The 20886-nt window shown below is 60.1% G+C and carries 18 protein-coding genes and 1 tRNA gene; 9 read left to right on the forward strand and 10 right to left on the reverse strand.

The genetic code is table 11. From position 1 onward, the window contains the following. Positions 1–34 precede the first annotated feature (34 nt). The 3 genes from GSQ94_RS08425 to GSQ94_RS08435 all read left to right on the forward strand — a co-directional run bounded on the left by GSQ94_RS08425 (position 35) and on the right by GSQ94_RS08435 (position 3124). Complete coding sequence (locus GSQ94_RS08425; RefSeq protein WP_158943110.1) at positions 35–724, forward strand: ubiquinol-cytochrome c reductase iron-sulfur subunit; 690 nt, start codon at positions 35–37, stop codon at positions 722–724. Beyond that, on the forward strand, positions 712–2229 hold the full coding sequence (locus GSQ94_RS08430) for a cytochrome b N-terminal domain-containing protein (RefSeq protein WP_158943111.1): 1518 nt from the start codon (positions 712–714) through the stop codon (positions 2227–2229). The genes GSQ94_RS08425 and GSQ94_RS08430 overlap by 13 nt, the downstream gene beginning before the upstream one ends. A 64-nt stretch (positions 2230–2293) precedes the next feature. Continuing rightward, on the forward strand, positions 2294–3124 hold the full coding sequence (locus GSQ94_RS08435) for a cytochrome c oxidase assembly protein (protein WP_158943112.1): 831 nt from the start codon (positions 2294–2296) through the stop codon (positions 3122–3124). Positions 3125–3286: 162 nt separating this feature from the next. Here GSQ94_RS08435 and GSQ94_RS08440 read toward each other — a convergent pair. From GSQ94_RS08440 to fbp, 3 genes are all read right to left on the reverse strand, one after another. Then, positions 3287–3362: transfer RNA gene (locus GSQ94_RS08440), tRNA-Ala, on the reverse strand. A gap of 109 nt (positions 3363–3471) precedes the next feature. Further along, entirely contained in the window at positions 3472–3735 is a 264-nt protein-coding gene (locus tag GSQ94_RS08445; protein ID WP_158943113.1) for a hypothetical protein, read from the reverse strand. Continuing rightward, on the reverse strand, positions 3732–4760 hold the full coding sequence (gene fbp / locus GSQ94_RS08450) for a class 1 fructose-bisphosphatase (protein WP_158943114.1): 1029 nt from the start codon (positions 4758–4760) through the stop codon (positions 3732–3734). The genes GSQ94_RS08445 and fbp overlap by 4 nt, the downstream gene beginning before the upstream one ends. Before the next feature lie 258 nt (positions 4761–5018). Between fbp and GSQ94_RS08455 the strand changes: the two genes are divergently transcribed. Both GSQ94_RS08455 and GSQ94_RS08460 read left to right on the forward strand, forming a co-directional pair. Further along, positions 5019–6326: a Xaa-Pro peptidase family protein gene (locus GSQ94_RS08455; RefSeq protein WP_158943115.1), complete on the forward strand. Its 1308-nt coding sequence runs from the start codon at positions 5019–5021 to the stop codon at positions 6324–6326. Positions 6327–6380: 54 nt separating this feature from the next. Beyond that, positions 6381–8429, forward strand: coding sequence for a M13 family metallopeptidase (locus GSQ94_RS08460; RefSeq protein ID WP_158943116.1), 2049 nt, complete (start codon positions 6381–6383; stop codon positions 8427–8429). An 81-nt stretch (positions 8430–8510) separates the two neighbouring features. Here the strand turns inward: GSQ94_RS08460 and GSQ94_RS08465 are convergent, their stop codons facing one another. From GSQ94_RS08465 to GSQ94_RS08495, 7 genes are all read right to left on the reverse strand, one after another. Next, a complete protein-coding gene (locus GSQ94_RS08465) occupies positions 8511–10424 on the reverse strand; it encodes a CocE/NonD family hydrolase (RefSeq protein WP_158943117.1) in 1914 nt (637 codons plus the stop codon). Between the two features lie 131 nt (positions 10425–10555). Next, positions 10556–10987, reverse strand: a complete 432-nt coding sequence (locus tag GSQ94_RS08470; protein ID WP_158943118.1) for a hypothetical protein — start codon at positions 10985–10987, stop codon at positions 10556–10558. Between the two features lie 51 nt (positions 10988–11038). Next, on the reverse strand, positions 11039–12928 hold the full coding sequence (locus GSQ94_RS08475; RefSeq protein ID WP_158943119.1) for a M14 family metallopeptidase: 1890 nt from the start codon (positions 12926–12928) through the stop codon (positions 11039–11041). A 379-nt stretch (positions 12929–13307) separates the two neighbouring features. Continuing rightward, positions 13308–13925: a 2-C-methyl-D-erythritol 2,4-cyclodiphosphate synthase gene (ispF, locus tag GSQ94_RS08480; RefSeq protein ID WP_158943120.1), complete on the reverse strand. Its 618-nt coding sequence runs from the start codon at positions 13923–13925 to the stop codon at positions 13308–13310. Further along, the gene (locus GSQ94_RS08485) at positions 13925–14347 is read right to left on the reverse strand and encodes a GxxExxY protein (RefSeq protein WP_216843049.1); all 423 of its coding nucleotides are present in this window, start codon (positions 14345–14347) and stop codon (positions 13925–13927) included. Before GSQ94_RS08485 ends, ispF begins: the two co-directional genes overlap by 1 nt. Before the next feature lie 83 nt (positions 14348–14430). Further along, positions 14431–15159, reverse strand: coding sequence for a 2-C-methyl-D-erythritol 4-phosphate cytidylyltransferase (ispD, locus tag GSQ94_RS08490; RefSeq protein ID WP_158943122.1), 729 nt, complete (start codon positions 15157–15159; stop codon positions 14431–14433). Positions 15160–15192: 33 nt separating this feature from the next. Then, complete coding sequence (locus GSQ94_RS08495) at positions 15193–15660, reverse strand: GNAT family N-acetyltransferase (RefSeq protein ID WP_158943123.1); 468 nt, start codon at positions 15658–15660, stop codon at positions 15193–15195. Positions 15661–15815: 155 nt separating this feature from the next. Between GSQ94_RS08495 and tilS the strand changes: the two genes are divergently transcribed. From tilS to lptE, 4 genes are all read left to right on the forward strand, one after another. Beyond that, complete coding sequence (gene tilS / locus GSQ94_RS08500) at positions 15816–16871, forward strand: tRNA lysidine(34) synthetase TilS (protein WP_158943124.1); 1056 nt, start codon at positions 15816–15818, stop codon at positions 16869–16871. 632 nt (positions 16872–17503) lie between these two features. Continuing rightward, positions 17504–19423: an ATP-dependent zinc metalloprotease FtsH gene (gene ftsH / locus GSQ94_RS08505; protein WP_158943125.1), complete on the forward strand. Its 1920-nt coding sequence runs from the start codon at positions 17504–17506 to the stop codon at positions 19421–19423. Positions 19424–19657: 234 nt separating this feature from the next. Further along, the gene (locus tag GSQ94_RS08510) at positions 19658–20044 is read left to right on the forward strand and encodes a DUF4260 domain-containing protein (RefSeq protein ID WP_158943126.1); all 387 of its coding nucleotides are present in this window, start codon (positions 19658–19660) and stop codon (positions 20042–20044) included. A 193-nt stretch (positions 20045–20237) separates the two neighbouring features. Beyond that, positions 20238–20747, forward strand: a complete 510-nt coding sequence (gene lptE, locus GSQ94_RS08515) for an LPS assembly lipoprotein LptE (protein WP_158943127.1) — start codon at positions 20238–20240, stop codon at positions 20745–20747. Positions 20748–20886 lie beyond the last annotated feature (139 nt).

A 20886-nucleotide genomic window follows, 5' to 3' on the forward strand; every position in this document is an offset into this window, starting at 1 on the left:
TGAAAGACGAACAGCATCGCAGGAGCAGGAAGCAATGACACCGAGTGAGCAGCTCCCACCACCCGATCAAACCTCAACCGAGCCGCAACCCGACTCAGTCAAAGACCCCAGCATCGCCGCGGGCCACTCGCGCCGCGTCTTTCTCTTCAAGCTCGCCCTGGCAGTCAACGGTGTCGTCGGTTTCGTCCTCGCCATCCCGATCATCGGTTATCTCCTCGGCCCCGCGCTCAAAAAAACCGCTGCCGACAACTCCTGGATCAACCTCGGCCCGCTCTCTGACTTTCCCGAAGGCGAGACCCGCCTCGTCAACTACCGCAACCCCATCACCACCGAGTGGGACGGTCAGACCGGCGACATCCCCTGCTGGGTCCGCCGCGTCTCCGGCGAAACCTTCCAGGTCTTTGCCATCAACTGCGCACACCTCGGCTGCCCAGTCCGTTGGTTCGCGCAGTCCAAACTCTTCCTCTGCCCTTGCCACGGCGGAGCCTACTACGCCGACGGAGCACGCGCCTCTGGCCCCCCAGAGCGCGGCCTCTTCGAGTACACCCACAAAATCTCAAGCGGCGCTCTCCTCATCAGCGCTGGCAGAATGCCGACCCTGGCGAATGAAGCCAAGAACGTAACGCCCCTCATCCAGATTGAAACTCGAATCGAAGGCAGCCCAGCAGCAAGGCTCTCCGCGACCGACCAACCCCAGCCGAGGTGCAGCTCATGCCAGACCTAAAACAACGCGGCCTCGAGGTCTACAACTGGTTCGAAGCTCGCCTCGGTCTCGGTGCCCCGCTCATCGAAGTAGCCGAACACGAGGTTCCCTCAAACACCGCAAGTTGGTGGTACGTCTTCGGCAGCGCCGCTACCGTCATCTTCGTTCTTCAGATCATGACCGGCATCCTGCTCGCGCTCGTCTACGCCCCCACCGCCAGCAATGCCTGGAACAGTCTCCAGTTCCTCGACCACAACGTCCGCCTCGGCTGGTTCTTGCGCGCCATGCATGGATGGGGCTCGGACTTCATGGTCGCCATCGTCCTCATCCACATGGTGCAGGTCTTCCTCTTCGGCGCCTACAAGTTCCCCCGTGAGCTTACCTGGATCATCGGTGTCTTTCTTCTCCTCCTCACCCTCGGCATGGCCTTCACCGGACAGGTCCTGCGCTTCGACCAGGACGCCTATTGGGGCCTCGGCATCGGCGCCTCCATCCTCAGCCGCGTTCCGCTCATCGGCGGCCCGCTCGTCGGCCTCATGCTCGGCGGGCCCATCATCGCCGGCAACACGCTCTCCCGCTTCTTCGCGCTGCACGTCTTCGTCATTCCGGGCACGCTCATCGCCATGGTCGGCATGCACGTCTGGATGGTCCTCCGTCTCGGCATCAACGACTATCCCATGCCAGGTCGCCTCGTAAAAAAATCAACCTACCAGCAGGAGTATCACGAGCTCGAAAAGAAGACCGGCATCCCCTTCGTCCCCGACGCCGCCTGGAAGGACGCCGCCTTCGCCGCCGCCATCATGCTCGCCGTCATCGGCTGCGCGCTTTGGTTCGGCCCCTTCGGCCCCTCCGGCCAGCCCGACCCCACCATCATCCAGACCGCGCCCAAGCCTGACTACTTCTTCCTCTGGCTCTATGCCGTCCTCGCCTATCTGCCACCCTCTCTCGAAACTCCGGTCCTCTTCATCATGCCGGTCATCGGCATCGCCGCTCTCATCCTCCTCCCGCTCCTCTCAGGAGAGGGTGAAAAGCACGTATCCCGCCGCCCCGCCGCCGTCCTCATCGTCACCGTCCTCGCTGTCTCCCTCGGCATCTTCACGCACCTCGGTACCTACACGCCGTGGAGCCCCATCATGAACGCCTGGACCAGCGATCCTATCCCCGTCTCCTACCTACACAACCGCACCCCACTCGAACGCGAAGGCGCGCTTGTCCTCCAGAACAAGCAATGCCGCAACTGCCACTCCATCGGCGGCGAAGGTGGTCTTCGCGGCCCCGCACTCGACGCCGTAGCTGGACACATGACCGAAGACCAGATCATCCGCCAGGTCCTGCAAGGCGGCGGCAACATGCCCGCGTACGGCAATGCGCTCAACCCCTCCGAGACTACCGCCCTCGTCAAGTTCCTCACCACCCTCCGCGGTAACGAACTCCAACCCGCCATCGACGCCTCACGCCACGTAGTTTCCGCCTCAGCTAACGCTCCCCAGCCAACCGATAGCCAGCAAACAAAGGAAACTCGATAACCAAAGCACCATCTGAATCAAGCGAACCCGTTTCGCCTTTGTCCTTAGATTTATCCTTCTTCTAATGCAGCCTGAATACAGGGCCATCTTCGACGACTGGTCCCCTCCGCTCTTCCTCACCACGGCGCTGCTCATCACCGCCGCACTCTACACGCGTGGCTGGTTTGCCATCCGCAAAACCAGACCCGCGCTCTTCCCCACCTGGCGCCTCGTCTCGTTCAACCTCGGCATCGTCACCATCTGGATCGCCATCGGCTCTCCCATGGACGGCTTCGCCGACGCGCTCCTCAGCGCCCACATGGTCGAGCATCTTCTTCTGATGTCCTTCGTCCCTCCGTTTCTTCTCCTCGGCTATCCCCAAGTCCCACTCCTCCGCGGCTTACCCCACGCCTTCACGGTGAGCATCCTCTCGCCCTTCTTGCGCATGCAGTGGCTCCGCACCCTCGGCCACTTCCTCACCAAACCCGTTATCGCGTGGCTAGCGATGAACCTAACCTTCCTCCTCTGGCACATTCCCGGGGCCTACGACTTCGCCCTCGAGCACGAGCACTGGCACGAGTTCGAGCACCTCTGCTTCCTCACCACGTCGATCCTCTTCTGGTGGCCGCTCATCCGACCCTGGCCCACCCTCGCCCACTACCCCGGCTGGATCATGCTGCCTTACCTGGTCATGGCAGACATCGTCAACACGGCACTCTCCGCGTTCCTCGCCTTCTGCGACCGCCCCGTCTACACCTACTACCTCGAGCACCCAAACCCATTCCACATCGACCCCATCGCCGACCAGCGCGCAGGAGCCGTCATCATGTGGGTCATCGGTTCGCTCGTCTTCCTCGTCCCGGTCATCTTCGTGACCATCCGCCTCCTCCAACAAGAGAAAACCCGCCACCTTTAGGATGGGCACTCAAACTCTACCTCCGACAAACGGGAGGACCACAAAGCTCATCCAGCCAAAACAAGGTATACAACTCACGAAGTGACCGCCCTCCGCGCAGGAGGCCCGTCTGGCAGGACATCTGCCTCTAAAGATAAAAGGTGTCTGGAGAAATCATTTCTATGGTGGAGCTGAGCGGGATCGAACCGCTGACCTCCTCGTTGCGAACGAGGCGCTCTCCCAACTGAGCTACAGCCCCCCACCAAACCCGCATCGCGCACCGCTTTCGCAGGCCCAACACAGTCGAAACAACATCTCCGAGTGTACCAGCAACCTCCTTGCCTTTCAACCGCAAGCGATGACGCAGTTCACTCCACCGAAACACCCACCTGCCCCGTCACCGCAGTCCCCGCACCCAGTGGCTTCTCCACCACATGCCACACCTCGCCGGCATCCATCACTACCTCAAGCACGGGCACCACCAGCCGCGCCCCACTCCGAGCCACCGCCTCCAACACCCCCACATCACCAGCCGCAAACTCCGTGCGATCCAGCAGCATCTGCCATCGCTGGCGCCCCGCCACGCGCGACTCCTCGCGAATATCAATCACCTCGGCAGTAAACTCACTCACTTGGCACGCACCGAAGCCCCCACCGGACTCAATGCCGCCACCAACGCCTCCATCTCCCGTTTACTCCCCACGCAAAACGGCGTCCGCTGATGAATCCCCTCCGGCTTGATATCCAGAATCCGCCCAGCACCATACGTCGCCATCCCTCCGGCCTGCTCCGCGATAAACGCCAGCGGATTCGCCTCATACAGCAGCCGCAGCTTCCCCTTCGGCTGCTTCAGCGTCGGCGGATACAGAAACACTCCCCCCTTCAGCAGTGTCCGATGAAAGTCCGCCACCAGGCTCCCGATATACCGCGAGCTGTATTCTTTTTGCAACCCACCCGTCCGCAGCATCTCCACATACCCGCGATACTCCTCCGGCCATCCCGCCGCATTCGCCTCGTTCACCGAGTAGTAGCTCCCCTGCTCCGGCATCGTCATCTTTTCATTGCTCAATACAAACGCTCCAATCGTCGGATCGAGCGTAAACCCATGAACCCCATTCCCCGTCGTATACACCAGAACCGTCGACGGCCCATACACCACATACCCCGCCGCCACCTGCCGAAACCCCGGCTGTAGAATCGACTCCTCCAGCGTCCCCAACTCCGCCGGCATCCTGCGTAGCACGCTGAAGATCGTCCCCACATTCACATTCACATCGATGTTGCTCGACCCATCCAACGGATCGAACACGATGATGTACTTCCCCGTCTCCGCATCCCGGTTGAACGTCACCGGCTCCTCATCCTCTTCACTCACCAGCGCAGCCACGCTATCCCGCAGCCCGAGGCAGTGCAGCAGCGCCTGATTCGCATAAACGTCCAGCTTCTGCTGCTGCTCTCCCTGCACATTCTCCGCGCCAAACGCCCCCAGCACATCGCTCAACCCCGCCGAGCGAATCTTCGCCTCCACCATCTTCGCGGCCAGCGTAATCCCACTCAGCAGCCAGCTGAACGTCCCCGTTGCCTCACGCCCCGTCGACTTCAGCATCTCCTGCTGCTGTTGCAAAATGTGCTGCTGCACCGTCGTAATCATCGCCATTTCCACTCTCCATCCGATCCATTAATCATATCCCTTGCCCAGCAGGATTCATTCGCTGACCTCCATTGCCTCTACTTTTTTGCTGCTGCCTGTTTTGCTGTTGCCTGTTTTTTGTTGTCATCCCGTAGGGATCTGCTTCTTCTTTGCAGTTGTTCTTTTCTCAGTCAAGTCCAAGCCCCTCATGCTTAGCATGAAAACCACATACCCGGAGGGTTTATCTCTGAACCCACATCACGCCAAGTTACAATCATCCCACTCATGCCGACACGCCGACGCTTTCTCCTCTCCTCTGCCGCCGCCGCAGCCGCCGCTCCCGCACTTTCGCTCTCCGCACAATCAGCGCAGCAGGAAAAACTCCCACCCGCCATCGCCGCGCTCTCCAATCGCCGCTCCCAAGCCGTCCCCATCACCCTCGCCGAACGCGAGCAGCGTCTCGACCGCGCCCGCGCCCTCATGCACCAGAACAAGATCGATGCCATCGTCATCACTACCGGCACGTCCCTGACCTACTTCACAGGCCTCCGCTGGGGCCAGTCCGAGCGCTTCTTCGCATGGACCCTTCCCGCCACCGGCGCGCCCTTCATCGTCTGCCCCGTCTTCGAAGAGGGCCGCGTGCGCGAGCGCATGGAAGCCAAACCCACCACGCTTCCCTCAGCCTCCACCACACGCGTCTATACCTGGAACGAAGACGAAGATCCCTACCAGCTCCTCGCCAAAGCACACAAAGAATCCGGCATGGCCACAGGAAGAATCGGCATCGAAGAGCGCACCCAGTTCGTCTTCGCCGACGGCATCTCAAACGCCAGCCCAGCCCTCACCACCACCAGCGCCACTCCCATCACCTTCGGCTGCCGCGGCATCAAGACCGCCGCCGAACTCGCCCTCATGCAGCTCGCCAACAACATCACCCTCTCCGTCTACAAGGCTTGCTACGAATCCGCGAAACCCGGGATGACCAACCGCCAGTTTTCGCAACTAGTCGACCTTGCCTATACCCACTGTGGAGTCACCGGCGATGCCAGCTGTCAGGTAGGCGAGTACTCCGCCCTTCCCCACGGCTCCCTCCAACCGCAGACTATCCGCGAGGGAGAGATCATCCTCATCGACGACGGCTGCACCGTCGAAGGCTACCAGTCCGACATCTCCCGCACCTTCGTCCTCGGCGATCCCTCCATCCCCAAACTCGACAAAGCCCGAAAGGTCTTCGACATCGTTCTCAAAGCGCAATCCGCCGCGCTCGCCGCCGCTCATCCCGGCGCTCCCTGCCACACCATCGACGCCGCCGCCCGCGATCTCATCACCGCGGCAGGATACGGCCCAGACTACAAACACTTCACCCATCGCGTAGGCCACGGCATCGGCATGGACGGACACGAGTGGCCTTATCTCGTCCGCGGCAACACAACACCACTCGCCGCAGGCATGTGCTTCTCCGACGAACCCGGCATCTACCTCCCCGGCGAGTTCGGCATCCGCCTCGAAGACGATTGGCACGTCACCGAAGACGGCGGCAAGATGTTCACCCCCCAGAGCCCCAGCCTCGAACATCCCTTCGCTGACAAGTAAGCGATAATTAAACGGTCGGCCCGTACCTAACCACCGACCGGAGCTTCTCGTACGATGATCAGTTTCACCCGCAGCATCCTCCCCCTTGTCCTCTGCTCAGTCACACTGTCACTCCCCGCACAGTCACCCGACACCGGCATCTCTATCTCCAATATGGATCCCGCCGTCCGTCCCGGCGACAACTTCTATCTCTACGCTAACGGCGGATTCATCAACCGCACTCAACTCACAGCCGATCGCTCTTCCGTCTCCGTCTACAGCGACCTCATAGACCATAGCTTTCAGCAGGTAGCAGACATTATCCGGGACGCCGAAAAATCCAACGCCCCCGCCGGTTCCGATCAGCGAAAGATCGCCGACCTCTACCACTCCTACATGGATGAGTCCGCCATCGAAACCCATGGACTCGCCGCTCTCAAGCCACACCTCGACGACATCGCCGCCATTCGCAACAGTCGCCAGCTCGCCCACGCCCTCGGCCTCACCCTCCGTGCCGACGTCGATGCGATCAACAACACCAACTTCCACACAGACAACCTCTTCGGCCTCTGGGTCGCCCCCGGCTTCAACGATCCCGACCACTATGCGCCCTACCTCCTTCAAGGCGGCCTCCAGCTCCCCAACCGCGACTACTACCTCGACAACTCCGACAACATGAAGAACATCCGCGCGAAATATCAGACCCACATCGCCGCCATGTTCCGGCTCGTCGGCCTCTCGGATCCGGATACCCGCGCCACTCGCGTCCTTGCCCTGGAGACCGCCATCGCGCAGAAGCAGATCTCCCTCGCCGACAGCGCAGACATCCACAACGCCAACAATCCCTGGCATCTCGCCGACTTCATCGCCAAAGCCCCCGGACTCGACTGGCCCGAGTACCTTCGCGCCGCCGGACTCGACACACGGGACACCTTCATCGTCTGGCAGCCCATCGCCTTCACCGGCGAAGCCTCTCTCGTAGCCTCCCAGCCTCTCGACGCATGGAAGGATCTCCTCGCCTACCACCTCCTCGAGCAGTATGCTGACGCTAGCTCCAAGGCCCTCGCCGACGAGAGCTTCGCCTTCTCAGGCCCCACCCTCTCCGGAGCCACGGAGCAGCGTCCCCGTGACTTCCGCGGTGACAACTTCGTCTCCGCCACCCTCGGCGATGCTGTCGGTCAGATCTACGTCCAGCGCTTCTTCTCTCCCCAGGCCAAGGCCCAGGCCGAAGCAATCGTCGCCAACCTGCTCGCAACCTATCACTCTCGCCTCGAAGGCATCACCTGGATGGCCCCCGCCACCAAGCAGGAGGCCCTCGCCAAACTCAAGACCCTTCAAATCGGCATCGGCTACCCCGAACACTGGCGCAGCTACACCGCCTTGAACATCTCGCCCGACAACCTCTTCGCCAACACCTGGAACGCAAACCTCTTCGACTACCACTACTCCCTCAGCCGCATCGGCAAGCCAGTCGATCGCAAGGAGTGGTGCACGACCCCGCAGACCGTCAACGCCTTCAACCTTCCCTTGGACAATGGCCTCAACTTTCCCGCCGCCATCCTCCAGCCGCCCCTCTTTGACCCCAACGCCCCCGCGGCCCACAACTACGGCTCCATCGGAACTATCATCGGCCACGAGATAAGCCATACCTTCGACTCCCAGGGTGCCGCCTTCGACTCCAAAGGTCAGGTCCGCAACTGGTGGACCGCCGAAGATCTCGCTCACTTCGACGCCGTCACAAAAAAACTCGCCGACCAGTACGACACCTATGCGCCCTTTCCCGACCTCCAAGTCAACGGACGCCTGACCTTGGCGGAAAACATAGCCGACGACGCAGGTGTCGCCGCCGCCTACGCTGCCTTCCACGCCTCCCTCCACGGCGCCGAAACTCCAAAAGTCGCCACCTTCACCGGCGATCAGCAGTTCTTCATCGCCTATGCGCAGAACTGGGGAGGCGTCACCCGCGACGCAGAACTCCGCGAAGAGATGCTCTCCGACGGCCACTCACCAGGCCAATACCGTGCCTTCACCGTTCGCAATCAGGACAGCTGGTACACCACCTTCGACATCAAACCAACCGACAAGCTCTACCTCGCCCCACAGGACCGCATCCGCATCTGGTAGCTCTCATCCAAAAAACTCCCCTTGCAAGGTTCATCTTGCAAGGGGAGTTCTCTCTTCTGTCACAGAAAGCTGAGCAACCGCTCAGTGCTGCGGCACAACCAGAACCTCCACTCCACTCGCTGCGCCGGCACTCCGGTAAACACTCTCCGTAGCCTTTACAAACTGCTCCGGCTTCGCGAACGGTATATCCACGAACGTCTGCGGATTCCTATCCACCAGCGGGAACCAAGAGCTCTGCACCTGCACCATAATCTTGTGGCCGGTCCGGAACGTGTGGTTGATATCGGGCATCTCCGCATCCACCTCCACCATCTTCCCCGGCGTCAACGGACTCGGCTTCTCCCAGCTATCGCGAAACTTCGCCCGCATCGGCTCGCCGCGCACCAGCTGCTCATAGCCGCCCATCAAAATCGGCGCAGCGCCTAACACCCGCTTCCCTACCGCATCGCTCGGAGGATCAGGAAAATCGTTCGGATAGACATCGATCAGCTTCACCACAAAGTCCGCATCGGTCCCGGTCGAAGCCACCTTCAACTTCGGCTTCACCGGCCCCGCAATCGTCACGTCCTCCGTCAGCGTCTCGGTCTCATACGTCAACACATCCGGCCGCCGCGAAGCAAACCGCTGATCGTCATCCATATACCGCTGCGGCACCGTATCCGTCGTGTAGTTTACGAACGGCACCGGATGCGCCGGGTCGCTCACATACTCATCCACACCGGCCTTCTCTGCTGGCGCATCGAAGCTCAGCCTCCCACCCTCACGAAAGTAAAGTGTCTTGGCAGCTGCCGACTTCGGAGGCCAGGCATCATACTTCTTCCAAACATTGCTACCGGTCTCGAACACATACGCCTTCGGCAACACACCACCATCGTGCCCCTTCAGATAGTGCTCGAAGAACGGAAACTGAATCTCCGAACGAAAGAAGACCCCGGTCTTCGAGCCGAAGTTAACATCCCCCAGCTTGTCTCCATCCCATATCGACCAGCCACCATGCGTCCACGGCCCAACCACCAGCGTATTCACGGCACCGGGGTTGAACTCATCGATCGCATGAAACGTCTTGAACGGTCCCGACAGATCCTCCGCGTCAAACCATCCGCCCACCGTCATCACCGCCGCATGAACATTTTTCATATGCAGAGACAGATCGCGCTTCTTCCAGTACTCGTCATAGGTCGTATGCACCAGCTGGTCATGAAACAAAAAGTTTGACCCGTGGAAGTCTTTATCCAGGTTCTCCGTCGGCCCCGCCTTCAAATAAAATTTGTAACTATCAGGGGTACCAAAGTCGAACGGCTCATGCTTCTCCGGCAGCGTGGGATTCTTCAGCGGCTTGAAGAATACATAGAACCCGTAGTTAGCCGACAGCATAAACGCGCCGCCATGATACCCATCGTCATTGAAGAACAGGTTCGTCATCGGAGCCTGTGGACTCGCAGCCTTGATCGCCGGATGCGAATCGATAATGCTTGCCGACGTATAGAAACCAGGATAGCTGATCCCCGTAATCCCCACCTTGCCGTTATTGTTCTCCACATGCTTCAGCAGAAACTCCACGGTGTCGTACATATCCGTCGACTCGTCCACATCCTTGTTCGACTTTTTATCCTCGATATGCGGGCTCATCTCCTGAAACACGCCCTCGCTCTCGTACCGTCCGCGAGCATCGCCGCACACAAAGATGTAGCCCGACTCCAGCAGCTCCTGGCTCACTCCCAGCCGCGTCGGCATCTTGTCCTCGCCATACGGCCCGCAGCTATAGGGCGTCCGCGTCATCAGAAACGGATACGGCCCCGCGTCCTTGAAGGCCCCCGCCTGCGGTGTATACACCGACACAAACAGCTTCGCCCCATCCCGCATCGGAATCCGATACTCAAACTTCGCATAGTGCGTCTTGATGAACTCTTCCTGGCTCGCCGCTGGAGCCTGCGCCAGCAACCCTCGACCAAATCCCATCAGCAAACACACCATCACCGCGATCTTGCTTTTCATCGAACCCTCGAAGGAGAAATAGATTAGTCGCAGTCTATCGCGTGCGGGCAAGTCCTGACATACGATATTTCACGCAGCTAGTTAAAATCGGATCGAAAGCCACGACGAAAGCCGCAGCTTAGCCTGCCAAATCACTGCATCTTGTTCGCCGCCGCCAGCGCCTGAATCGGCGTCCCGCCAGCGATCGTCGCCGCAGCATCACTATCAGCCGACTTGCTCGCAGCCACAGCCGCCGTCTTGCGAAAGATCGTCGTCTCGGCCTCCGACTTGAACCACCTCGCGCCGCCGAAACCCACAATAATCGCCGTGCTCAACTCCGACAGCCTTAACGTGACCGACGGCGACGGCACCATATTTCCGCTCAGCGCCGAAGTCTGCGTCGCAAGCCACGCCCCCATCGCCGCAACCAGCCCGACAAACACCACGCCGATGTATCCCGGGCGAAAGACGCCCTGTTCGATCGTGGGCAGATGAAGTCCGGAGTCCCCAATGAATACGTTCACGAAGCCACCCAGCCCTCCGCAAACCCCAACAGCGATAAGATCCACGACAAGATCGTGCATAGCTCACCTCGCAGGTCATCATAGACCAACAGGCCCCCCCGAACTTACAACTCAGCGCGCCACTGGCACTCCATCTAAACTAAGCAACCGCCCCACCGGATACTGCCCCACCCGGTTCGCCGCATACCACGGAGTCCGTTCATAAAAAAACTCCAGCCGCGCATACGAGTTCCCCGCGAACGCCGGATCGCTCGCCACCTTCTTCTCAAACTCCGCCTTCAGCTTCGGGTCCTTCGCCATCATCTCCCGCGCCAGCGACTCCAGCACATACGCCTCGCCATACTCCTTCTGTTCAAAGATCGAATCGAAGAATCCCCACTGCAGCGCCGAGTCAGGCGCCGCAGGCTCCAGCCACTCCAGCGCTACCTTCGACAGCCGCTGATTCAGCCGCACCACCGCCGACCCCGCAGGAAAACTCATCTTCTCCTTCACCAGCACGCAGCTCCCAAACTTTCCGGGATCGTGCATCGCCTCTCCGTTGAACGTCGGATGCCGCCCCTCAAACGGTGGCCCCTGCCACGTCATCCCACCACACTGATACGTCTCCACCTCTCCCGTCCACGCAGCCGTCGTCCGTTCCATCTCCACCTGGTGCGCCGCCAGTACATCGATCACCTTCGTCCACTGCGCCGGAACAATATAAGCAGCCGGCACCTTCGTCTCCGCCTTCACCTTGAACCCGGTCTGAAACGGCAGCGACACATTCCACGGTTCATGCGAGTACTCCACCCGCATCGCCCCCGAAATCGCGCTCAGCTCCCGCGTGTACTTGTACCCACGAAACAAAAAGGGTGTCGTCTCCCCGCTCCAGCCCAGCGCCAGCGGATACATTACGTTCCCCAGCGGATGCGCCCCCAACTCCTCCGCCTCTTTATCCGCAGCAGCATTCAGCGCGATCACCTTCTCTGCATCACGATTCATCAGCTCCATCAATCCTGCAAGAATCTCGTAGTTCCCCGTCACGCGAGTCTTATAGTCCTTCAGCATATGCAGCTCGACCAGCATTCCCGGCCGGCCTTCGAGAATCACATACCCCGTCGAAAACCGCGGCGGATCGTCATTGAACCCAAGCCCCTCCGCCGGATCGTTGTCATTCACAAAGTTGATATAGGTAGGCGAAGCCAGGTGCCCATGCGCATCCACATACTTCTCAAGCGTTGGCGTCGCCACCTCGTCCACCCACTTCGCCGTGGCTCTCGGAACATTCGGCCCATCGTCGATCGTAAACGTCACGTCGTACTGATAGTCCGCGCCATCGGTCACATGGTCATCCACAAAAAAATCCGGCAGCCACCGGTGAAACATCGTATTGAACGCCCGAGCCTCAGGCGTATCCAGCTTCAAATAGTCGCGGTTCAAATTCAGATTCGTCCCGTTACCACGCCACCCCATCTCTGCCGGGCCATCCTGGTTGATGCGGTTATACGCACTCCGCCGCTCATGCCCATCCGCGTTGTAGATCGGGATAAACACGAACACCGCCCGCTCCAGCAGGTTCGCCTTCGTCTTCGAGATCACCATATCCCGCAGCAGCGCCAGGCAGGCATCCTTCCCATCCATCTCTCCCGCATGAATCGAGTTCTGCACTAGGACAATCGGCCTCTTCGCCGCATGGATCGCCGCCGGATCGAATACTCCATCCCGCGAAACGATCACGACATCGAGATCTCGCCCCTCACCCGTCTTCCCAAACTGCTCAATCTTCACCTGCCCAGGTGCAGCGCTCTGCACTCGCGCAAGATAAGATATCGTCTCAGCGTAGTCCGGAGTCGTCGCATAACAACTCTTCTCCGCCGGCGTCAGCCAGCTCGCATCGCCACCCGGAACACAAGGGGCACTACTCGCCGCACGTGGTTGCAAACTAGCCTCACTAACCGTCTGGGCCGAAGCCACGCTCAACCCACCCAACCCAAGTACTACAAGCAGAAGACCACCATTCATACACACCGTCCCTTGAACCTATTGAATGAGACTTGTCATCTCGACTGTAATGAGATTTACCATCTCGACTAAATGAATCTGCCATCTCGACCGTAATTAGATTTGAATCTGACTCTAATAAGATTTGTCATCTCGACCGGAGCTACTCACAGCTTCATCGTGAGTAGCGCAGTGGAGAGACCCCCGCATTTCGCTTTTGCGATTGTCCTTAAATCGCCTTGGCATTTGTCTCTAATCCGCGTCTGTCCGTGAAAATCCGTGGTCGACCGCCTTACAGTCTCTTCAATCAACAAGAGTGACGGAACTAAACTCCCGTCACTCTTATCAGCCTTTATCTTTGCTATCACCGTTACGCCTTCTACGATCAACCAATCGCAGGCTAAGTCAGATCATCCGTATCGAACGGCGTCACCTTCCGCCCCAGCGCCGACACATCCCGCGAATCTCCCACCAGCGTCTTCACCACCACATCGATCTCATCATCGACATCCGCCGAAGCCACCATCGCACCAACCGGCTCCGGAATCCCCAGGCTCTCAAGCAGCACCGTCGCATGCGCCACCGCGACATGGTCCTGGTTCAAACCCTCCGGCGTCTTTGCCTTGATCCCCACCTCGCCCGGCTTCACGCCCAGCAACGCAGCCACGCTCTCGCGCAGCTCTCCGGCAATCGGCACAATCTTCGGCTTCGCCATCACCAGTACCGTGTCGATATTCACGATCTTGTATCCCGCCGTCGCCACCTCTTCGAGCGCCGTCTGCAAAAACAGGCTCGAAGCCGCGCCCTTCCATCTCGGATCGCTCGGCGGAAAGAACGTCCCTATATCCCCCGCGCTCACCGCGCCCAGCAGCGCATCCGTAATTGCATGCAGCAACACATCCCCATCCGAGTGCCCAGCCAGCCCCTCGGAGTGCTCAATCGCAAGTCCGCCAATCACCAGCGGCACACCCGCCTTGAACGCATGCGAGTCAAACCCGTAACCAATCCTCATACCCATCAAAAGTTCCTCAGAAGCTCGACCACGGATTCACGTGGAATCACGCGGATCTTTTTCTTCTCTGCTTCCAGTATGAACCGTCTGAACTGCGGTCTCGGACCAAAGTTCAAAAGAAGTCCCACTTCAAATCGTGTCGCTCGAAGATAGTGTAAAACCTGCCCATCATGCGAGTTGGCAAACGCCGCCACAGCCTTCAACTCAACCAACACACAATCATCGACCACGATATCTGCTCGAAAGTTACCAACCACATGCCCACGAAACGAAACTGGCACAGGCACCTCCACTGCCACGCGATGCCCAGCCTGCACAAGAGCAATCTTCATCGTCTCTCGATAAACGCTCTCCAGAAACCCGCCACCAAGCTCGTTGTAAACCTCGAAGAAGACCCTAAGCACACCTTCGGTGACCTCTGAGTGCAAACCACGAAACTTATCCCGAGATACCGGCTTCTGTCTTTCATCCGTCTTTTGTCTTTCATCCGTCTTTTGCCTTTCATCCGCGTTCATCCGCGAGAATCCGCGGTCGCCTTACCCAGATAGAACTCCGCCAGCTCAATATCTCCCGGCTGCGTAATCTTGAAGTTCCTGGCCGATCCCTGCACCACAGCCACCTCCACCCCGGCCCGCTCCAGCAGACTAGCCTCATCGGTCCCTGAAAAACCATCCGCCTCAGCCTCCACAAACGCCCGTCGCATCAATCCGAACCGCGCTCCCTGCGGTGTCTGCGCATGCACAATCCGCTCCCGCGGAATCGTAGCCGTCACAATTGCTCCATCCGCCGTCCGCTCCACCTGTTTGATGGTATCCACCGCCGGCAACCCAACGATCGCCGCGCCATGCTTCACCACCGCATCAATCGTCCGCTCAATCGTCGCCGGATCGATCAGCGGCCGAACCGCATCATGCACCAGCACCACATCGTCCGCATCGCACTCCAGCGCCGCCAGTGCATTACCCACCGAGTGCTGCCGGTCGTCTCCGCCCTCCACCATGTGCACCCGCGGCCCCAGCTTGTACTCAAGCATCTGAGCCTCCACCCGCTCCCTCTCATGCGCCCTCACCGCCACGCACACCGCGTCCACTCGCGGCACTGCAAGAAACGCCCGCACCGACCGCACCAGCACAGGAACCCCGCCAATCGCAAGAAACTGTTTCGGCGCCGGCGTCGACGCACCCCCCGCGGCCATCCGCGTCCCTATACCTGCTGCTGGAAGAATCACAAATACTCGCATAACCTGCGAAGTATACAAGATGCTCGCGAACTTCTACGCCTCCTGCTCCAGCCGCAGCATCATCTCCGTCGACTGCTCAAATCCATTCCGCTCATAGATCGGTCTACCGAACTTCGAAGCGTGCAGCGAGACCACCTTCACCCCGCGCCCACTAGCCTCCGCCACCGACAGCTTCAGCAGCCGATAAGCCACCCCATGCCCACGAAACGCCGGGTCGACATAAAAGTTCAGCAGGTAAGCCCGCAGCGGCTGCGCGTCCATCCAGTGCGGAGGAAAATCCATCATCCACATCCCGGCCCCGCCCACCACCCGGCCATCCACCTCCACGATCCACCCAACATAACTTCCATCGGCCAGCCGCGGCCGAACCCACGCAATAAAGTTCTCCATCATCGGCTGCAGCGCCGCGTCCTCGGCCTGCCCCGCATCCACAAACATCTGCCGCCGATGCCGAGCAATCAACTCCGCATCCCCCACCGTCGCCAATCTCGTCTCAAACATCCAAGCAGTATATAAAGCCCATCCCTTCCGACCGAAGGGAGGACCACATCTCTTAGCCGGCCCCCTCAAATAACAGAAGTCACGAAGTGACCGCCCCACGCGCAGTGGGCCCGTCCGGCAGGACATGATTCTTCAAGCCAACTAACATAGACAAGATGCCCGCCCCAACCCTCCCCTTCGACCGCACCCAAATCCAACCCGGCGACCGCCTCTGCGTAGCCCTCTCCGGTGGAGCGGACTCCGTAGCCCTCCTCCTGACCATCCACTCCCAACGAGAATCCATAGGCGTAGGCCTCTCCGCAGTCCACGTCCATCACGGCCTTCGCGGAGCCGAAGCCGACGCCGACCAGCGCTTCGTCGAAGATCTCTGCATCGCCCACGACATCCCCATCCATCTCCACCACGCCAGCGTGCCCAACCGCGTAGCCCAAACCCGCGCCGCCGGCGAAGCCGAGACCATCGAAGAAGCCGCCCGCAATCTCCGCTACGAGATCTTCACTAACCTCCTCGCCTCAGGCCACGCCGACACAGTCCTCACCGCCCACACCCTCGACGACCAGGCCGAGACAGTCCTCATGAAGATCCTCCGCGGAGCCTGGACCGAAGGCCTCAGCGCCATCCATCCCACCCTCACCCTGCAAAAAGGAAAGATCCTCCGCCCCTTCTTGCAAACCCGCCGCTCCGGCATCGAAGCCTATCTCACCCACCTCAACCAGCCCTGGCGCACCGACTCCACCAACGCCGACACCGCCTACACCCGCAACAAAATCCGCCACGAGCTCCTCCCTCAACTCCGCACCTACAACCCCAGCCTCGATCAGGCCCTTGCCAATATGGCCGAGCTCGCCCGCGAAGAAGAGGCCCGCTGGCAGACCGAGCTCAACCGTCTCCTCCCCCAGCTCCTCCTCCCCGGCAAGCCCGTCCGCGGAGGAGGCCGCGCCGTCAGCACCACCCCAGGCCAATCCGCCGTCTCCATCGAACTCGACCGCCTCCGCGCTCTCGATCCAGCCCTCCGCCGCCGCGTCCTCCGCGCCGCAGCCCGCCAGCTCGGCGCTCGCCTCACCTTCGACGAGACCGCTCGCCTCCTCGCCCTCTGCGGCTTTCGTCACGACCCCACCGTGGCCGCCCGCACCGGCTCCATCCTCCACCTCCCCAGCGGCCTCCGCGCCGACCGCTCCCCCCGCGAGCTCCGCCTCTATCGCCATGACTAGCAGTCACATCCCGTTGCCCTCTCCCGGAATAAGCCACAGCCACCTCCCGTTGTCGTCTACCGGTATGAGAACCTGTGAGAAACGCTATCAAGGCGTCATCTCAGCATTGACAAGGCGTCATCTGAACATTGACACGGCGTCATCTCGACCGAAGGCGCGCAGCCTTATCGCGCGACGTAGTGGAGAGACCCCCGCATTTAGCTTTTGCAGTTGCTTGTTTTTACGCCTTTGCCGTTGGACTTCTCTTTGGCGTTGTCATCATTTGGCCTCCAGGTACCCCAGGGCTTTAGCCTTGGGTCTCTCTAGTTATCACAGAAAAAGGGCTTTAACCCCAGGGGTATGCGTTTTGCCCTCCACAGGGTCGGGTTAGCCTACATTCAGCCACAACCACCATCACCCTAAAGTCCCATCAATATTTCACTCCTCAAACCCCCGAATCCTCAGACCAAGAGTAGAATCTAACTACTTGACTGAGGCAGGGCTTTTGCTGACAATCAGGACTACCCCACAGCACAGACCTTACCTCACCTCCGACGTCTAAACGTAGTACGTCTTCGCATGCGAAGACTGGGTCTGACAAGCGCCAGTGGAATAACGAGGCCGCTGCAGACTAGAAAAATGAGGAAATTCGCTTGAACTCGACCGTCAAACAAATTCTGATCTGGGTCTTTATGATCACCTGCTTAGTCTTCCTCTGGCAGGTCGTCGTCAAAACGACTGGGGGCACTCAGGAGAAGAACATCAGCCTCACCCAGTTGCTCAACGACGCCGACCAGGGCAAGATCCAGGACGTCGTGGTCAACGGCGCTGAAGTCACCGGCCACTACCGTGACGACAAGAACCAGTTCCACACGACCATCCCGGGCAACTATCCCGACATGTACAAGACGCTCCGCGATCACGGCGTCAACATCACCATCAAGGATCAGAGCCCCAACCAATGGCTCAGCCTGTTGATCTCCATCGCGCCGTTCGCTCTGCTCCTCGGCCTCTGGTTCTTCCTCCTCCGCCAGATGCAGTCCGGTGGAAATAAGGCCATGAGCTTCGGCAAGTCGCGCGCCCGTCTGCTCTCCATGCAGCAGAAGAAGATCACCTTCAAGGATGTCGCTGGTGTCGATGAAGCCAAGGAAGAGCTCAAGGAGATCATTGAGTTCCTCCGCGAAGCGCAGAAGTTCCAGCGCCTCGGTGGCCGCATCCCCAAGGGCGTTCTCCTCGTCGGACCTCCTGGAACCGGCAAGACCCTCCTCGCCCGCGCAGTAGCTGGTGAAGCCAACGTCCCCTTCTTCTCCATCTCCGGCTCGGACTTCGTTGAGATGTTCGTCGGCGTCGGCGCATCCCGCGTCCGCGACCTCTTCGAGCAGGGCAAAAAGAACGCTCCCTGCATCATCTTCATCGACGAAATCGACGCAGTCGGTCGTCATCGCGGCGCAGGCCTCGGCGGCGGACACGATGAGCGCGAACAGACCCTCAACCAGCTCCTCGTCGAGATGGACGGCTTCGAGTCTAACGACGGTGTCATCCTCGTCGCCGCGACCAACCGCCCCGATGTTCTCGACCCCGCTCTTCTCCGTCCCGGCCGCTTTGATCGTCGCGTCATCGTCGATCGTCCCGACATCCGTGGCCGCGAGGAAGTCCTCAAGGTCCACTCCAAGAAGGTCCCCATGGCCGAAGATGTGAACCTCAACATCCTCGCTCGTGGAACCCCGGGCTTCTCCGGCGCCGACCTTGCCAACATGGTCAACGAGGCCGCTCTCACCGCAGCTCGCTTCAACCGCAAGGCCGTCCACATGTACGACTTTGAAGTCGCCAAGGACAAGGTCATGATGGGCGCGGAGCGCAAATCAATGCTCCTCACCGATGACGAGAAGCGCGTCACCGCCTACCACGAGGCTGGTCACACCCTCGTCTCAGCGCTGCGCGAGCACTCGGATCCCCTCCACAAGGTCACCATCATCCCTCGCGGCATGGCTCTCGGCGTCACCGTCTACCTCCCAGAGGAAGATCAGCACACCGTCACCAAGGACTATCTCGAAACCCGCATGGCCACCCTCATGGGCGGACGCTGCGCCGAAGAGATCTTCCTCAAGCAGATGACCACCGGTGCCGGTAATGACATCGAGCGCGCCACCGACCTCGCCCGCAAGATGGTCTGCGAGTTCGGCATGTCGAAGCTCGGTCCTATGACCTTCGGCAAGAAAGAGCAGGAGGTCTTCCTCGGCCGCGAGATCGGCCAGTCCCGCGACTTCTCCGACGACACCGCAAAGCAGATCGACGCTGAGGTTCGCAGCTTCGTGGACGCTGGCTACAAATCGGCCTACACCATCCTCGAGTCCAATCAGGACATCATGCATCGCATGGCAGCAGCCCTGTTGGAGCGCGAGACCCTGGACGCCGCCGAGATCAAGCTGATCATCGAAGGCAAGGAGCTCCCCGCAGCCAAGTCCGCGCTCTCCGGCGTAGACCCAGGCCCCGGCGGAGAAACTCAGAAGATCCTCAAACCCGAAGGCGGCCGCAAGCCCGGCTTCGGCGAAGGCCAACCAAGCCCCGCGTAACCAACAAGCAATCAAGCAGCAAAGAGATGGCAGCCGCAAAGGCTGCCATTTTCTTTGCCACAAGCATTGGAGAAAAAGGCGCCAAAGGCGCGTCAGCCTCGATGGCAGATCGCGCCGTGCGCGCAGCACGCCGTTGCGGTTGCTTTTCTAGCTGTCGACCCAGAAGGGGATCTGCGGTTCCCTTTCTTGCCGACTCCTTCGAACATCTCCCCAGGAACAACGTATAAAAATCACATGCTCACACGTCCTGCCGTCCTGCTTCGCTCGGAAGAGGCCGCACTCCTGGCCACCATCGTAGTCATCTACCAGCACCTGCACTACAGCTGGCTCCTCTTCGCCATCCTCTTCTTCATCCCCGACCTCTTCATGCTCGGCTACGCTCTCAACGTCCGCCTCGGCGCTGCAATGTACAACCTCGTCCACACTCTCACCCTTCCCTTCGTCCTCCTTCTCGCCAGTTATCTAAAGGACTGGCCTCTCTCATCAGAGATCGCCCTCGTCTGGACAGCCCACATCGCAGCCGACCGCCTCCTCGGATACGGCCTCAAATACCCGACCTTCTTCAAAGACACCCACCTCCAGCACATCCCGGAAAATAAAGTTGAAAGCCTTGTCACATAGTTCGACCTTCACAATTCACCATCCCCAGCACCACACTCACCACGCATCCCACCACGTTCGCACCATCAAAACACCGCGCCCAAACACCGCTATCTTCACAAAACCCCCAATAAAAACGAGCTTTTCCACCGCCCCACTTTTTTCCTCAGAAAACCCTCGCCCACCCGCCAATGCGACAATAGAAGACAGACGCATGCGCCGACTCCTCACGATCCTTCTCCTTACGCTCACAGGCTGCGGCTACCACCAGGCCGGCTCCGCGACCAACATCCCCGCCAGCGTCCGCACCCTCGCCGTTCCTGTCTTCGCCACCAACGCCCAGGCCTTCCACACCGAGATGGCCTTCACCCAAGCCACCATCCGCGAGCTCAACACCCGCACCAAGTACCGCATCCTCACCTCCGACTCCGACTCTGCCGACGCCACCCTCCACGGCACCATCCTCGCCCAGACCGTAGCCCCGCTCACCTACGACGGCTCCACCGGCCAGTCCTCCAGCTATCTCATCACCATCACCGCCAAAGTCCTCCTCATCGCCCACGACGGCCACGTCCTCTACCGCAACGATGCCTTCGTTTATCACGAGCAGTACCAGTCCACCCAGGACCTCAGCGGCTTCATCCAGGAAGATAACCACGCCGTCAACCGCGTCGCAAAAGACTTCGCCCAGGCCGTCGTAAGCGATATGCTGGAGTCCTTCTAATGGCCTCTCTCAAGTCCTTCGCCAGCGTCGACCGCTTCGTCACAGAGATCGCCTCCCCAGCCACCCTCCGCCCCGCCTACGTCCTCCTCGGCGACGAGGTCTTCCTCTACGACCGCTGCCGCAAGGCCGTCCTCGCCAC

It is taken from the genome of Granulicella sp. S190, from assembly GCF_009766095.1.
In the GTDB taxonomy this organism is placed as follows: Bacteria; Acidobacteriota; Terriglobia; order Terriglobales; family Acidobacteriaceae; genus Edaphobacter.

What these genes read in the sequence shown, in the direction of transcription:
- GSQ94_RS08425 (WP_158943110.1), top strand. Translation starts at nt 35, where the DNA reads ATGACACCGAGTGAGCAGCTCCCACCACCCGATCAAACCTCAACCGAG.
- GSQ94_RS08430 (WP_158943111.1), top strand. Translation starts at nt 712, where the DNA reads ATGCCAGACCTAAAACAACGCGGCCTCGAGGTCTACAACTGGTTCGAA.
- GSQ94_RS08435 (WP_158943112.1), top strand. Translation starts at nt 2,294, where the DNA reads ATGCAGCCTGAATACAGGGCCATCTTCGACGACTGGTCCCCTCCGCTC.
- fbp (WP_158943114.1), bottom strand. Translation starts at nt 4,760, where the DNA reads ATGGCGATGATTACGACGGTGCAGCAGCACATTTTGCAACAGCAGCAG.
- GSQ94_RS08455 (WP_158943115.1), top strand. Translation starts at nt 5,019, where the DNA reads ATGCCGACACGCCGACGCTTTCTCCTCTCCTCTGCCGCCGCCGCAGCC.
- GSQ94_RS08460 (WP_158943116.1), top strand. Translation starts at nt 6,381, where the DNA reads ATGATCAGTTTCACCCGCAGCATCCTCCCCCTTGTCCTCTGCTCAGTC.
- GSQ94_RS08465 (WP_158943117.1), bottom strand. Translation starts at nt 10,424, where the DNA reads ATGAAAAGCAAGATCGCGGTGATGGTGTGTTTGCTGATGGGATTTGGT.
- GSQ94_RS08470 (WP_158943118.1), bottom strand. Translation starts at nt 10,987, where the DNA reads ATGCACGATCTTGTCGTGGATCTTATCGCTGTTGGGGTTTGCGGAGGG.
- GSQ94_RS08475 (WP_158943119.1), bottom strand. Translation starts at nt 12,928, where the DNA reads ATGAATGGTGGTCTTCTGCTTGTAGTACTTGGGTTGGGTGGGTTGAGC.
- ispF (WP_158943120.1), bottom strand. Translation starts at nt 13,925, where the DNA reads ATGGGTATGAGGATTGGTTACGGGTTTGACTCGCATGCGTTCAAGGCG.
- ispD (WP_158943122.1), bottom strand. Translation starts at nt 15,159, where the DNA reads ATGCGAGTATTTGTGATTCTTCCAGCAGCAGGTATAGGGACGCGGATG.
- GSQ94_RS08495 (WP_158943123.1), bottom strand. Translation starts at nt 15,660, where the DNA reads ATGTTTGAGACGAGATTGGCGACGGTGGGGGATGCGGAGTTGATTGCT.
- tilS (WP_158943124.1), top strand. Translation starts at nt 15,816, where the DNA reads ATGCCCGCCCCAACCCTCCCCTTCGACCGCACCCAAATCCAACCCGGC.
- GSQ94_RS08510 (WP_158943126.1), top strand. Translation starts at nt 19,658, where the DNA reads ATGCTCACACGTCCTGCCGTCCTGCTTCGCTCGGAAGAGGCCGCACTC.
- lptE (WP_158943127.1), top strand. Translation starts at nt 20,238, where the DNA reads ATGCGCCGACTCCTCACGATCCTTCTCCTTACGCTCACAGGCTGCGGC.